This window comes from Providencia sp. PROV175, from assembly GCF_032707045.1.
Lineage (GTDB): Bacteria > Pseudomonadota > Gammaproteobacteria > Enterobacterales > Enterobacteriaceae > Providencia > Providencia hangzhouensis.
Genome location: NZ_CP120533.1, coordinates 747,714 through 762,744 on the forward strand (window position 1 = coordinate 747,714; position 15,031 = coordinate 762,744).

Genomic DNA, 15,031 nt, shown 5'->3' on the forward strand with positions numbered 1-15,031 from the left:
ATGAAATGTAAAATGACAAATTTGTCATTTTCATGTCATGAATCTAACAGGAGGTCTTTTTTATTATAGTGACAATTTTAATCACTAGAGGCATGGCTATACCATGTATTCCCCTAAAATATTAATAATAGCTTATGCCCTAATTTTAACTGGTTGTGTTTCGCTCGCCCCTGAATATCAACGCCCTAATCTGAATTTGCCTCATCAATTCAGTGGCAATGTTCCTGATATAGTAATGGGGGATAAAACAGAATTAGTCATTCCGAGTTGGTCTCAATTTATTCAAGACCCACAAATGAAAAACGTGATAGAAATTGCGCTTGAGAAAAACAGCGATTTATATCTTGCGGCCTTAGATGTAGAAGAAGCTCGTGTACGCTTCGGGCTAGCGGGAGCAGAAAAATACCCTCAAGTTAGTTCATCGATGAGTGGCGATTATGGCCAATCATTAGAGTCTGGGTCATCCTTCAATAAGAAATACAGTGCAGGCATTGATATCAGCTATGAACTGGATTTTTTTGGGCGTATTAAAAATTTATCTGATGCCGATAAAGCAAAGTTTATCGCTTCTCAAGAGATGAAGCGTGCGACACAAATTATTACAATCAAAACGGTAGCAGAAGCGTATTTAGATGTGGTGTATAACCAGAAATTATTATTAATTGCACAAGAGACGAAGCAAAGCTACCTCAATAGTCAATCGATTGTAATGCAAAAAGTCGCAGCAGGAAAAGCAGGGATATCAGACCTAGAACAAGCTAAAGGGCAAGTACAGTCTATCTCTATTAATATCGAAAAAATTGAAAGTGAAATTGCAAAAAATGAAAATTTACTGAATTTTTTGACAAATGACTACGCAACAAAAATAAATTCAGGTCTAGGACGCTACGAGCCAAACTATCCTTTAATTACGGCACCTCCAGATATTCCCTCTGAGATATTACTAAAACGCCCAGATATTATGGCAACAGAGCAAAACATTATTTCTGAGAATGCCAATATAGGTGTCGCAAGGGCCGCTTTCTTTCCTTCTATTTCCTTTAATACAGGAATAGAAAACAGTAATGATTCTTTAACAGGGTTATTTGATTCCTCAAATGGTATTTGGAATTTTATTCCTAAAATTACGCTACCTATTTTTACTGGTGGTACAAATAGCCGAAATTTAGAATTAGCAAATATTAGAAAAAACAAAGCTATAGCTAGTTATGAAAAAAGTATTCAGGTCGCATTTCGTGAAGTAAAAGATACCCTAGTACTCAAATCGAGCTTAGAAAAACAGCTTATATCTCAAGAGCAATATGTCAAAACGCTGCAAAACGTCTTAATACAGAAACAAGCAAGTTATCGATATGGCGGTTTAAGCTATCTCGATGTGCTTGAAGCACAGCGTAGCTTATTTACCGAACAACAAAATTTATTGATGTTGAAAATAGAACAGCAGAAGAATGAAATAAATTTATTCTCTGCATTAGGTGGCGGATTAATAAAATCATGAGGGTAATAATGAGAAAATTAAATACGGTATTTTTTGCAATTTCAATGGCGATGTTAACAGCAACTAGTTATGCAAATGCTGCGGAACATAACCACTCTATTTATCCAGAAAAAGCGGCGGAACCAACAATTAACACTGAAGGAAAGCTAATCTCGATTGACAAAGATAATAAAAAATTAACGATAAATCATAAAGAAATAGAAAGCATTGGTTGGCCACCAATGACGATGCGTTTTACCTATGAAGATGAAAATATGATCAACGGTTTACAAGAAAATGATGAATTGAAATTTTCATTTGTACAACAAGGTAATCTTTCAATGTTGAAATCCGTCGAAAAAATAAACTAAATAGGTAGAGAGATGTTATGTCATTAGTTAACCTGACCAAATTGCTATTGGTAATTATTTTATCGAGCGTTATTTCAATTTTATTTTACCGTTATTTTTTCGTTATAGAAAATAATAGCCAATCAGTTGAAAAACAAGAACGCACCGTATTGTATTGGTATGACCCAATGTATCCCAATACCAAATTTGATCAGCCAGGGAAATCTCCTTTTATGGATATGGATCTTGTTCCTAAATATGCGGATGAAAACTTGGCTTCAGCGAATAGCAAAGGGGTAACAATTAACCCAACACAGACACAAAATTTAGGGCTTAAAACGGTGGATGTGAAGTGGGGGAAATTAAACTATGACTTAACATTTCCAGCCGAAATTGCGTTTAATGACCATCAATTTGCTATTGTACAAGCACGCGAAAATGGTTTTGTTGAAAAAGTTTATCCATTCACAGTAGGTGAGAGGATCCAAAAAGGCGTTCCTATTGCTGAGCTAACGATCCCTGCATGGGTTGAAGCACAAAGCGAATATCTTGCGCTTAAGCAAATGAATGCGAGCCAACAAGATCTTAATAGTGTCATTGAGCGTTTACGTTTAAATGGCATGCCAGAAGGTGCGCTTTCTCAGTTTATTAAAACAGGGAAAGTGCAAACACGTTTTACTATTCAAGCACCTATTTCTGGGGTAATTACTGCACTTAATCTACGTTTAGGGATGAATGTATCCAAAGAAGTCGTTATCGCACAAATACAAGGAACAGATCCATTATGGATTAATGCATCTGTTCCTCAGTCAGTTGCTGAATTACTTAATCAACAAACACAATTTACAGTTTCTATTCCTGCCTATCCTTCGCAGTTATTTACTGTAAAAAACTGGTTGATATTACCCAGTGCAGATCAAGCAAGTCGTACAATTAATATTCGTACAGAAATTGCTGATCCTAACCATTTATTAAAACCAGGTATGACAGCATATTTAAATTTAGTTGCAGAAGGTAATGAAAGTTTATTGATCCCTTCACAAGCCATTGTGGACTCTGGGAAAGAACAGCATGTTATTGCTGTTGGTGAGAATGGTGAATTTATTCCCAAAAGAGTACGAGTGCTGAGTGAATCTCAACAAATGACAGCAATATCTGAAGGCTTACAAGTGGGTGAGCATATAGTGACTCAGGGTATTTTTTTGATTGATTCTGAAGCGAATATTGCTGGTGCATTAGCCAAGATGGAAGCGCTTCCTGAAGTATCAGCGTCATCTAATCATTCATCACATAAATCTCAGGAGTAGAGTATGTTGGAATGGATTATAAGACGCTCGGTTGCTAACCGATTTCTAGTGTTAATAGGAGTCGTGTTTTTAGTCGTTGCGGGTATTTGGAGCATTCGCAGTACACCAGTTGATGCATTACCTGACTTATCTGATGTACAAGTGATTATCAAAACCACTTATCCAGGGCAAGCTCCGCAACTGGTCGAAAACCAAGTTACCTACCCGATAACGACGACGATGCTATCTGTGCCAGGAGCAAAAACGGTACGGGGGTTTTCTGCATTTGGTGACTCATATGTTTATGTTATTTTTGAAGATAATACAGATTTATACTGGGCTCGTTCACGAGTTTTAGAATATTTAAATCAAGTCCAAAACCAATTACCCAAAGGTGCAGTAGCCTCCATTGGCCCTGATGCGACAGGTGTTGGTTGGATTTTTGAATATGCTTTAGTGGATAAAACTGGAAAACATAATCTAGCAGAACTACGTTCATTACAAGATTGGTTTTTGAAATATGAATTGAAGGCTTTGCCTAATGTTTCAGAAGTGGCAACCGTTGGCGGTGTGGTTAAATCTTACCAAATCTTAGTTGACCCACTCAAGCTCAGCCAATTTTCAGTGACATTACCTGAAACAAAACAGGCCGTTGAAATGGCTAACCAAGAAGCCGGTGGTTCATCGATTGAAATTGCTGAAGCTGAATATATGGTTAGAGCAAGTGGTTATCTTCAATCTATTGATGACTTCAATAAAATCTACCTAAAAACGCCAGAAAATGGTGTACCTATTTACCTACAAGATGTTGCTCGAATACAGGAAGGCCCCGAAATGCGTCGTGGGGTTGCTGAGCTAAATGGAGAAGGTGAGGTCGTTGGGGGAATTATTCTGCTTCGCTCTGGTGAAAATGCACGTAATGTGATTCAGGATGTAAAACAGAAACTTGAAGATTTAAGTGCTAGCTTGCCGGAAGGCATCGAAATTATCACGACTTATGATAGAAGCATTCTTATTGATAACGCGATTGATAATTTAAGTTATAAGTTACTAGAAGAATTTATTGTTGTCGCATTAGTGTGTGCCGTTTTTTTATGGCATTTCCGTTCTGCTCTCGTGGCAATTATTTCTTTGCCCCTTGGATTATTTATTGCCTTTATCGTCATGCGCTACCAAGGAATAAATGCAAATATTATGTCGTTAGGGGGCATTGCAATTGCGATCGGAGCAATGGTGGATGCCGCCATTGTTATGATCGAAAATGCACATAAAAAATTAGAAAAATGGCAACATGAAAATGAAGATAAAGTCATTGATAATGCCCAGCGTTGGAAAGTTATTACGGATTCCGCTGTTGAAGTTGGGCCTGCATTATTTATCAGTTTATTAATTATCACATTGTCTTTTATTCCTATCTTTACGTTGGAAGGGCAAGAAGGCCGTTTATTTGGTCCACTTGCATTCACAAAAACCTATGCCATGGCGGGTGCTGCGGCTTTAGCGCTGATTGTTATTCCAATTCTAATGGGATATTGGATCCGCGGTAATATTCCAAATGAAAATAAAAACCCACTGAATCGTTGGTTGATCTCACTCTATAGCCCTATTTTAATTAAGGTATTAGCGTGGCCGAAAACCACCTTATTAATTGGTTTCTTATCTTTATTTACGGTGATATGGCCATTAAAACATTTAGGTGGTGAATTTCTTCCTGCAATTAATGAAGGTGACTTACTTTATATGCCTTCAACATTACCGGGTGTTTCGCCTGCACAAGCGGCATTTTTACTACAAAATACGGATAAGTTAATCAAAACTATTCCAGAGGTGGATACGGTATTTGGAAAAGTTGGTAAAGCTGAAACAGCAACGGATTCAGCCCCGATGGAAATGATTGAAACAACGATACGTTTGAAGCCGCAAGCACAGTGGCGAGAAGGAATGACACTCGAAAAAATTATTGATGAGCTCGATGAAACTGTACGTTTACCTGGGGTTGCAAACTTATGGGTTCCACCTATTCGTAACCGTATTGATATGTTATCTACGGGAGTCAAAAGCCCTATAGGTATTAAAGTATCAGGCAGGGATCTTGAAGAAATCGATGCATTAGCCCAAGAAATTGAAAAAGTCACAAAATCGGTACCGGGGGTGGTTTCAGTTTTGGCTGAGAGGTTGGTAGGCGGACGCTATATTGATGTCAAAATTGATAGAGAAAAAGCGGCTCGTTTTGGTATGAGTGTCAGCGACGTACAAGTGTATATTTCAATGGCCACTGGTGGGGAAATGATTGGGGAAACAGTTGAAGGGATTGAGCGTTACCCAATTAGCATAAGATATCCTCAAGATTACCGAAATAGTGTATCTGCGATGAAGTTATTACCAATTTTAACGCCAAGCAAACAGCAAATAGTACTTAGTGATGTTGCAGATGTCTCCGTGAATATGGGCGCTCCCATGTTGAAAACAGAGAACGCACGACCAACAAGTTGGATTTATATTGATGCACGTGATCGTGATATGGTTTCTGTTATTAAAGATATTGATACAGCAATAAAAGATAATATTCAAATGAGGCCGGGTCTTAGCTATTCCTTTACTGGGCAATTTGAATTACTCGAAAGGGCTAACCAAAAATTAATGTTAATGGTTCCCGCGACCATCATGATTATTTTTGTACTGCTTTATTTAGCCTTTAGACGATTTAGTGAAGCTTTACTGATTTTATTAAGTTTACCTTTTGCTTTAGTGGGCGCGATTTGGTTCCTTTATTGGATGAACTTTAATTTATCAGTTGCAACAGGAACTGGATTTATTGCATTGGCAGGTGTCGCGGCTGAATTTGGCGTAGTTATGTTGATTTATTTACGCCATGCAATCGAAGATAAAGAAAAACAGCAAGGAATAAGCAAGCTATCAAACCAAGATTTAGACCGTGCATTATATGAAGGTGCAGTTTTACGTGTTCGCCCTAAAGCCATGACAGTTGCCGTAATTTTAGCCGGTTTATTGCCAATATTACTTGGAACAGGAGTCGGTTCAGAAGTGATGAGCCGTATTGCTGCACCGATGATTGGTGGAATGATAACTGCACCGTTATTATCCCTATTTATCATTCCTGCGGCTTATAAATTAATCTGTCAGTTACGCCATAAAAAATAGACACTTTTTAAGTACTAGTCATTATTATTGATAAGGTAAATAGCAATGAAGAAGATAATTTTAGGTGGAATGTTTTTACTGTCATTTTCTGCATTTTCTCAAAACCAGAGCGTGCAATTGTATAAAGATGCAAACTGTGGTTGCTGCCAATTATGGGGAGAAGGGGTTAAAAAAGCAGGGTATGACGTTGTGATCAATGAAATCAGTTATGATGACTTGAACAAACTAAATGATGAGCTGAATGTGCCATACAACTTACGCAGTTGCCACATTGCAAAATATAAAGGCAAAGTGATTGTTGGTCATGTTCCTGTCAGTAGCCTTGATGCTATTGATACCTTACCGGCGGATGTGGTAGGAATTTCTGTTCCTGGTATGCCAATTGGTAGCCTAGGGATGGAACAACCAGATGGTCGTACTCAGCCTTATTCTGTGGTGCAGTTTAAAGCCAATGGGGAATATCGTTAATTGAGATAAAATTCATTAAGTTGCAGGATATCCTGCAACTTATGAGGGTTATTCGTTTTCTAATATTAATTCGATGGCTTTGAGTTCATCTTGCGTAAAGTTACGATTTTTTAGGATCCCCATTGCATCATCAATTTGGCTAATACGGCTTGCACCGATGAGGACGGAAGTGATCCTATCATGTCTAAGCAACCAGGCTAATGCCATTTGGTTTAGCTTTTGTCCTCTTTTTATCGCCAATTCGTTCAGTTGTTTAACTTTTGATAAAATGGTTGAAGTGAGCCTTTCAGGGGGTAAAGAAGGATTGCCTGCCGCGCGTGAATCAGCAGGAATACCATTAAGGTAGCGATCAGTTAAAAGACCACCGGCTAGCGGGGAATATGCGATAGAGCCCACCCCTTCTTCTTCCAGTAAATCGAGTAAACCCTCTTCAGGAGTACGTTCTAGCATAGAATATTTCGGCTGATGGATCAGGCAAGGGGTTCCCAATTCATTGAGAATACCAATGGCTTCTTTGGCTAAATTCGTTGGGTAATTAGAAATCCCGACATACAGGGCTTTTCCTTGGCGAACAATGAGATCTAACGCTCCCATGGTTTCTTCTAATGGGGTGTTGGGGTCAGGCCGATGATGATAAAAGATATCTACATAATCCAAACCCATTCGTTTTAAGCTCTGGTCTAGGCTTGCCACCAAGTACTTTTTACTTCCCCAGTCACCATAAGGGCCATCCCACATAGTGAAACCCGCTTTTGATGAAATGATCATTTCATCACGATAAGGCAGGAAATCCTGTTGCATGATTTGGCCAAATGTACTTTCGGCAGATCCAGGAGGTGGTCCATAATTATTAGCCAGATCGAAATGGGTGATACCAAGGTTAAAAGCATGACGAAGCATGGCTTGGCAGTTATCAAAGGGTTTGTTATTGCCAAAGTTATGCCATAACCCTAATGAAATCAGTGGTAACCGTAACCCGCTACGGCCACATAAACGATATTCCATTTCAGTATAGCGCTTTGATGATGCAACATAAGGCATACTTCACCTCCAAAATAGTGGGTAAAACTCAATTTATACTGTCATAAAGCTAAAAAGTAGGCTGAGGAATCAATGCTAATTTGTTCTTGACTAGAAGGTTTATGAGTAAATTGTGATAGAGCCCGAAAAAAGAGTGAAGTATTTTGGCATTCGTGGGTATCGGCTGCGTGCCAATCCCCACGTTTTGTATATTAGGCTTGCTCTGAGCGGGTAAATACCAGCTCGTTACCTTTAGATTGGCTTTCATCAAATTGATAGCCTTCTAAATTAAAATCAGCTAGTTGGTCTGTTTTCGTTAATTTATTTTGGATGATAAAGCGGCTCATTAAACCCCGCGCTTTTTTTGCATAAAAACTGATAACTTTATATTTACCATTTTTTTCATCAAGGAAAATAGGCTTGATAATTTGCCCATCCAATTTCTTTGTATTCACCGATTTAAAATATTCATCTGAGGCAAGGTTGACTAATATTTGATCTTTTTGCTCCGCTAATGCGTGATTTAATTGCTTGGTAATGATGTCTCCCCAAAACTCATATAAATCTTTTCCACGGGTATTTTTTAATCGAATTCCCATTTCTAAGCGATAAGGTTGCATTAAATCTAGCGGTCTTAATATACCGTAAAGACCTGATAATATGCGTAAATGAGATTGAGCAAACGCAAAATCGTCTTGAGAAAAGGTTTCTGCTTGCATACCCGTATACACATCCCCTTTGAAGGCAAGGATCGCTTGGCGTGCATTTTCTGGGGTAAAGTCCGCATGCCATTCTGCAAAACGGGCAGCATTGAGCCCCGCAAGCTTGTCACTAATTTTCATTAAACTGGCAATATCTGCAGGGGTTAATTTACGACAGACATTAATTAATTTTTGTGACTCAGTAAGTAATTCAGGCTGAGTAAACTGCTGTGTCGCAAGTGGGCTTTCGTAGTCTAATGTTTTTGCAGGTGAAATTGTAATAAGCATGACTTGACCCTTTATAAAGAATGATACTGCTTACTTTAGCAAAAATTCTTCCTAATTGGCTAATTGATACGATAAGCCAAACCAATATTATTCTTTATTACAATGATAGCACAATATAACTAGCTAAAAGGATTCAGTTTCTAATTGGCTAGCGAAACCGATTGCCAATCAAATAGTTGCTTTTGACTAGATTTACTTGCTTGCAGCAATATAGATGCATGATATTATCTGTAGACGGTGCGGCGATAGCCACAATTCCTTTATAATACGCAAAGTAATTCAAGCTGTAGTTTGTTAGCCAACACCACAAGAGTCGCAAGAATTGTAGGTAGCTAACCACCGCTACAACTTGGAATATGACGGGTATAACAACGAGATTAAAGAAATGACCGATAAACTAACCTCATTACGTAGTCTGACAACTGTTGTTGCTGATACTGGCGACATCGAAGCGATGAAGCTTTACAAACCACAAGACGCGACCACAAATCCCTCGCTGATCTTAAATGCTGCACAAATTCCTGAGTACCGTAAATTAATTGATGAAGCGGTAGAATGGGCTCGTAAGCAAAGCAATAATCGCGAGCAACAAATTGTTGATGCTTGTGACAAGCTGGCTGTTAATATCGGTCTGGAAATTCTGAAATTAGTTCCGGGTCGTATTTCTACTGAAGTTGATGCGCGCCTGTCTTATGATGAAGAAGCTTGTATTGCTAAAGCGCGTCACTTAATCAAAATGTATAACGATGCAGGCATCAGCAATGACCGTATTCTGATTAAACTGGCTTCAACTTGGCAGGGTATCCGTGCTGCAGAGAAACTGGAAAAAGAAGGCATTAACTGTAACCTGACTTTATTATTCTCTTTTGCTCAAGCGCGTGCTTGTGCGGAAGCGGGCGTATACCTGATTTCTCCATTTGTGGGCCGTATTCTTGACTGGTACAAAGCGAATACAGATAAGAAAGAATTCGCACCACATGAAGACCCAGGTGTGGTTTCTGTTACTGAAATCTACAACTACTACAAAGCTCACGGTTATAAAACTGTGGTTATGGGCGCAAGCTTCCGTAACGTGGGTGAAATCATTGAACTAGCAGGTTGTGACCGTTTAACTATCTCTCCAGGCTTATTAAAAGAGCTGTCTGAATCACAAGGTGAATTAGTACGTAAACTGACTGATACAGGTAAAACTAAAGAGCCAGGCGCTAAGTTGACTGAAGCTGAGTTCTATTGGCAGCACAACCAAGATCCAATGGCGGTTGATAAACTGTCTGACGGTATCCGTAAGTTTGCAGTAGACCAAGAAAAACTGGAAAAAATGATTGCAGATTTACTGTAATTTGTTTCGTTTTTTCTTTCAAACCCAGCCAGTTGGTTGGGTTTTTTTATACCTATTTTTCATTGAGTTAGTTCTCAATTTCAAGATATAAAATCAAGGGCGCTTTATGCAATCGTTCATCATGGTATGATATTGCCCCTGTTTATTATTAAGTGAACAGTTTTTGATTGAATAATTTCTTTGAGGTTTGTATGGATGAATTGCGCATAGGTCTGGTTTCCGTTTCTGATCGTGCTTCGAGTGGTATTTATGAAGACAAAGGCATTCCCGCATTAGAAGAGTGGTTAGCGAAAACGTTGACAACCCCTTTTCGTATCGAAACTCGCCTGATCCCTGATGAGCAAATCATGATAGAGCAAACATTATGTGAGCTGGTGGATGAGTTTGCTTGCCATTTAGTCCTAACCACAGGCGGCACAGGACCTGCTCGCCGTGATGTCACGCCTGATGCAACCCTTGCGATTGCAGACCGTGAAATGCCAGGTTTTGGCGAGCAAATGCGCCAAATTAGCCTAAAGTTCGTCCCTACTGCGATACTGTCACGCCAAGTAGGGGTAATACGCAACCAGGCTTTGATTTTAAATTTACCTGGGCAGCCTAAAGCGATCGCGGAAACTCTGGAAGGTTTAAAAGACAAAGAAGGGAATGTGGTAGTTTCTGGTATTTTTGCCAGTGTTCCTTATTGTATTCAATTGCTTGACGGCCCATATGTAGAAACAGACCCTACGGTTGTGAAGGCATTTAGGCCTAAATCCGCAATTCGTCCTGAATAGTTTGCGATGTAATCAGGTGAGGCTTAGCTCACCTGATTAATAATATTTAATGCATAAAATCACATACGTTAGTTAAATTTAACCACGTTGGCCAATCGGTAATACCGTTTTGCCATATTGCTCATTTAATATTTCTGCGACCGCTAAATAAAATGCGCTAGCGCCACAGATAATTCCTTCAAAACCAGCAAATTTTAGTAATGCTGCATTTCCCGTAATATTGCCAATCGCTAATAAAGCGAATAATACAGTTAAGCTACCAAAGACAAATTGCAAAACAAAATTAGCTTTGAAGGTTCCTAAAAACATGAAAAAGGTAAAAATTCCCCAAATAGCGAGGAAAACACCTAAAAACTCAGGTGAAGTTGCTTCGGCTAATCCCATTGAAGGCAAAAATAATAACCCCACTAATGCAATCCAAAACATACCGTAAGAGGTAAATGCAGTTGCACCGAATGTATTGCCTTTTTTGTATTCAATCAGACCCGCAATAAATTGAGCAATACCACCATAAAAAATGCCCATACTTAAAATAACGGATGAAAGAGGGAAAAAACCTGCATTATGAATATTCAGTAGGATGGTTGTCATACCAAAGCCTAGTAAACCAAGTGGGCCTGGATTTGCAAGAGAGCTAGACTGCATATAACCTCTGGTAAAATATAAAAAATTCAAATAGATAAAAAACAAAAAGGTTTTGCCAAAGTGACAGCGGCGGCGCATCATACGCAGTTTTAATTGTTTAAACCATGATCACAAGACAGGTTTTTTTGCAATAAATGCAAATTTTTTTGATTCTCCCCCTTGATGAATGAATTTGTGACCCCATCTTAAAAGCATCAACTGATATCAATCCAAATTATTGCGTATTGAAAAATAATTTAGGCTCAGAGTGAAAACTCCCTTGAAAATGAAATATTGAGCCTCATATAGATTGATATCGAAATCATAGTGAAAAGAATTCCTTTGGAGGCGTTTTAGATGGGTAAAATCATTGGTATCGACTTGGGTACAACTAACTCATGCGTTGCAATTATGGATGGTACTACAGCTCGTGTTCTGGAGAACAGCGAAGGTGATAGAACTACTCCTTCCATCATTGCGTACACTCAAGATGGTGAAATTTTAGTTGGTCAGCCAGCAAAACGTCAGGCTGTGACTAACCCAGAAAATACTTTATTTGCAATCAAACGTTTGATTGGTCGTCGTTTCCAAGACGAAGAAGTTCAGCGCGACGTTTCTATCATGCCATATAAAATCATTGCGGCTGATAACGGCGATGCTTGGTTAGATGTGAAAGGCCAAAAAATGGCTCCACCACAAGTTTCAGCTGAAGTTCTGAAAAAAATGAAGAAAACAGCAGAAGACTATTTAGGTGAGCCAGTAACAGAAGCAGTTATTACTGTGCCTGCTTACTTTAACGATGCTCAGCGTCAAGCGACTAAAGATGCTGGCCGTATTGCTGGTTTAGAAGTAAAACGAATCATTAACGAACCAACAGCAGCTGCATTAGCATATGGCTTAGACAGAGAAGTTGGTAACCGTACTATCGCGGTTTATGACTTAGGTGGTGGTACATTCGACTTATCAATCATCGAAATCGATGAAGTTGATGGCGAAAAAACGTATGAAGTTCTGGCTACCAATGGTGACACACACTTAGGTGGTGAAGACTTTGATACACGTTTAATCAACTACTTAGTTGAAGAATTTAAGAAAGAACAAGGTGTTGACCTGCGTAACGACCCGTTAGCAATGCAACGTCTGAAAGAAGCTGCAGAAAAAGCGAAAATTGAGCTGTCTTCTGCACAACAAACAGATGTTAACCTGCCGTATATTACAGCAGATGCAACAGGTCCTAAACACATGAATATTAAAGTGACTCGTGCGAAATTAGAGTCACTGGTAGAAGATTTAGTTAAGCGTTCTATGGAGCCAGTTAAAGTTGCTCTGCAAGACGCAGGCTTAAGCGTGAGCGAAATCAACGATGTTATCTTAGTTGGTGGTCAAACACGTATGCCAATGGTTCAAAAAGTTGTTGCTGATTTCTTTGGTAAAGAACCACGTAAAGACGTTAACCCAGATGAAGCAGTTGCAATGGGTGCGGCAGTTCAAGGTGGTGTTTTAGTGGGTGATGTTAAAGACGTTCTGTTACTTGACGTAACTCCTCTGTCTTTAGGTATCGAAACCATGGGTGGCGTGATGACTTCGTTAATTGCGAAGAATACCACTATCCCAACTAAACATAGCCAAGTGTTCTCAACAGCTGAAGATAACCAAGCAGCGGTAACTATCCATGTTCTGCAAGGTGAGCGTAAACGCGCAAGTGACAATAAATCACTGGGGCAGTTTAACTTAGATGGTATTCAACCTGCACCACGTGGTATGCCACAAATCGAAGTGACTTTTGATATCGATGCGGATGGTATCTTGCATGTTTCTGCTAAAGATAAAAATAGTGGACGTGAGCAAAACATCACCATTAAGGCTTCTTCAGGTCTGAATGATGAGGAAATCGAAAAAATGGTACGTGACGCAGAAGCAAACGCTGAAGCTGACCGTAAATTTGAAGAGCTAGTTCAGGTTCGTAACCAAGCTGACCAATTAGTTCACGGTACTCGTAAACAAATCGAAGAAGCTGGTGATAAATTACCAGCTGAAGATAAAGCGAGTATCGAAAAAGCAACTTCTGAATTAGAAGCAGCAGCAAAAGGTGAAGACAAAGCGGATATTGAAGCGAAAATCCAAGCTTTAGTCACGGCATCTGCAAAACTTCTGGAAATCGCACAGCAAGAAGCTCAAACGGGCGGTGCAGCTGGCGCTGGCGCAGAAGCGAAAAAAGATGATGATGTTGTTGATGCTGAATTCGAAGAAGTTAACGACAAAGACAAAAAATAATGCCCTTAGCGGGCGCAGTAGCTATAGCAAATGATAGTTAATGGTTACTGATACCGGATACGGGCGTCGAGGAAACTCTACGCCCGTTCCGCATGTTAAGGGTAAAATTAAATGGCAAAAAGAGATTTTTATGAGGTATTAGGCCTCGAAAGAAATGCATCGGATAAAGATATTAAGCGTGCTTATAAGCGCTTAGCGATGAAGCATCACCCCGACCGTAATCAGGGGGATAAAGAATCAGAAGGTAAATTTAAAGAAATTAAAGAAGCTTACGAAGTTCTTTCTGACGAGCAAAAACGCGCCGCTTATGACCAATATGGTCATGCAGCGTTTGAGCAAGGCGGAATGGGCGGAGGCGGCGGCTTTGGTGGTGGCGCTGACTTTAGTGATATCTTTGGTGACGTCTTCGGTGATATTTTTGGAGGTGGCCGCAGACAGCAGCGCCCAAGCCGTGGTTCTGACCTACAGTACAACATGGAACTGACTCTTGAAGAGGCTGTCCGTGGAGTGACCAAAGAAATCCGTATTCCGACCTTAGAAACCTGTGATGTTTGTCATGGTAATGGGGCGAAACCGGGAACCAGTGCGGATACGTGCTCAACATGTCACGGTATGGGCCAAGTCCATATGCGACAAGGCTTTTTCTCTGTACAACAGCCTTGTCCAACGTGTCACGGTCGCGGTAAAGTAATCAAAGACCCATGCAACAAATGTCATGGTCATGGCCGTGTTGAAAGATATAAAACACTGTCAGTTAAAATTCCAGCAGGCGTAGATACGGGGGACCGTGTGCGTTTGTCAGGAGAAGGTGAAGCCGGAGAAAACGGGGCACCAGCAGGAGATTTATTCGTTCAGGTTCATGTATTACCTCATAACATTTTTGAGCGTGATGGTAATAACCTGCACTGCGAGGTTCCAATTAACTTTGCTGATGCAGCATTGGGTGGCGAAATTGAAGTGCCAACCCTTGATGGCCGTGTGAAACTGAAAATCCCAGCAGAAACTCAGACCGGTAAAATTTTCCGCATGAAAGGAAAAGGTGTGAAATCGGTGCGTGGTGGTTTGCAAGGTGATTTAATGTGCCACATTGTTGTTGAAACGCCTGTAAAGCTGAATGAAAAACAAAAAGAGTTACTCAAAGAATTTGGTGAATCACTAGGTGGAAAGAGCGGTGAGAAGAATAGCCCGCGCTCTAAAAGCTTTTTAGATGGCGTGAAAAAATTCTTTGATGATTTAACTAATAAATAATTAGTTAATAATTGGTAATGT

12 protein-coding genes are annotated in these 15,031 nt (G+C 39.7%); 9 read left to right on the plus strand and 3 right to left on the minus strand.

Going from position 1 to position 15,031, the window contains the following annotated elements; translation table 11 throughout:
* Positions 1–103: 103 nt before the first annotated feature.
* Genes P3L44_RS03170 through P3L44_RS03190 form a run of 5 tightly spaced genes read left to right on the plus strand, consistent with a single transcriptional unit; the run spans position 104 to position 6,743 of the window.
* On the plus strand, positions 104–1,498 hold the full coding sequence (locus P3L44_RS03170; protein WP_140172071.1) for an efflux transporter outer membrane subunit: 1,395 nt from the start codon (positions 104–106) through the stop codon (positions 1,496–1,498).
* Positions 1,499–1,506: 8 nt separating this feature from the next.
* On the plus strand, positions 1,507–1,848 hold the full coding sequence (locus tag P3L44_RS03175; protein ID WP_227528898.1) for a copper-binding protein: 342 nt from the start codon (positions 1,507–1,509) through the stop codon (positions 1,846–1,848).
* A gap of 17 nt (positions 1,849–1,865) precedes the next feature.
* On the plus strand, positions 1,866–3,134 hold the full coding sequence (locus P3L44_RS03180; protein ID WP_164454978.1) for an efflux RND transporter periplasmic adaptor subunit: 1,269 nt from the start codon (positions 1,866–1,868) through the stop codon (positions 3,132–3,134).
* Between the two features lie 3 nt (positions 3,135–3,137).
* Positions 3,138–6,275: an efflux RND transporter permease subunit gene (locus tag P3L44_RS03185; RefSeq protein ID WP_272661683.1), complete on the plus strand. Its 3,138-nt coding sequence runs from the start codon at positions 3,138–3,140 to the stop codon at positions 6,273–6,275.
* 45 nt (positions 6,276–6,320) lie between these two features.
* On the plus strand, positions 6,321–6,743 hold the full coding sequence (locus P3L44_RS03190; protein ID WP_125891909.1) for a DUF411 domain-containing protein: 423 nt from the start codon (positions 6,321–6,323) through the stop codon (positions 6,741–6,743).
* 48 nt (positions 6,744–6,791) lie between these two features.
* Here P3L44_RS03190 and P3L44_RS03195 read toward each other — a convergent pair whose 3' ends face one another.
* Together P3L44_RS03195 and yaaA are read right to left on the minus strand one after the other, a co-directional pair.
* Positions 6,792–7,784, minus strand: a complete 993-nt coding sequence (locus tag P3L44_RS03195; RefSeq protein WP_140172075.1) for an aldo/keto reductase — start codon at positions 7,782–7,784, stop codon at positions 6,792–6,794.
* 191 nt (positions 7,785–7,975) lie between these two features.
* Positions 7,976–8,752, minus strand: coding sequence for a peroxide stress protein YaaA (yaaA, locus tag P3L44_RS03200; protein WP_004905658.1), 777 nt, complete (start codon positions 8,750–8,752; stop codon positions 7,976–7,978).
* A gap of 385 nt (positions 8,753–9,137) precedes the next feature.
* Between yaaA and tal the strand changes: the two genes are divergently transcribed.
* Positions 9,138–10,091 (plus strand): transaldolase, encoded by a 954-nt coding sequence (gene tal / locus P3L44_RS03205; RefSeq protein ID WP_036958561.1) that lies wholly within the window; start codon positions 9,138–9,140, stop codon positions 10,089–10,091.
* A 191-nt stretch (positions 10,092–10,282) separates the two neighbouring features.
* Positions 10,283–10,864, plus strand: a complete 582-nt coding sequence (gene mog / locus P3L44_RS03210; RefSeq protein WP_004905653.1) for a molybdopterin adenylyltransferase — start codon at positions 10,283–10,285, stop codon at positions 10,862–10,864.
* 78 nt (positions 10,865–10,942) lie between these two features.
* Here mog and satP read toward each other — a convergent pair whose 3' ends face one another.
* Positions 10,943–11,509 (minus strand): acetate uptake transporter, encoded by a 567-nt coding sequence (gene satP, locus P3L44_RS03215; RefSeq protein ID WP_004905651.1) that lies wholly within the window; start codon positions 11,507–11,509, stop codon positions 10,943–10,945.
* Positions 11,510–11,845: 336 nt separating this feature from the next.
* Here satP and dnaK point away from each other — a divergent pair, with 336 nt between their 5' ends.
* Positions 11,846–13,762 carry a molecular chaperone DnaK gene (dnaK, locus tag P3L44_RS03220; RefSeq protein ID WP_272661682.1) on the plus strand — a complete coding sequence of 639 codons (1,917 nt, stop codon included), beginning with the start codon at positions 11,846–11,848 and terminating at the stop codon, positions 13,760–13,762.
* Positions 13,763–13,873: 111 nt separating this feature from the next.
* Positions 13,874–15,010, plus strand: a complete 1,137-nt coding sequence (gene dnaJ, locus P3L44_RS03225) for a molecular chaperone DnaJ (protein WP_109911858.1) — start codon at positions 13,874–13,876, stop codon at positions 15,008–15,010.
* The last annotated feature ends 21 nt before the right edge of the window (positions 15,011–15,031 follow it).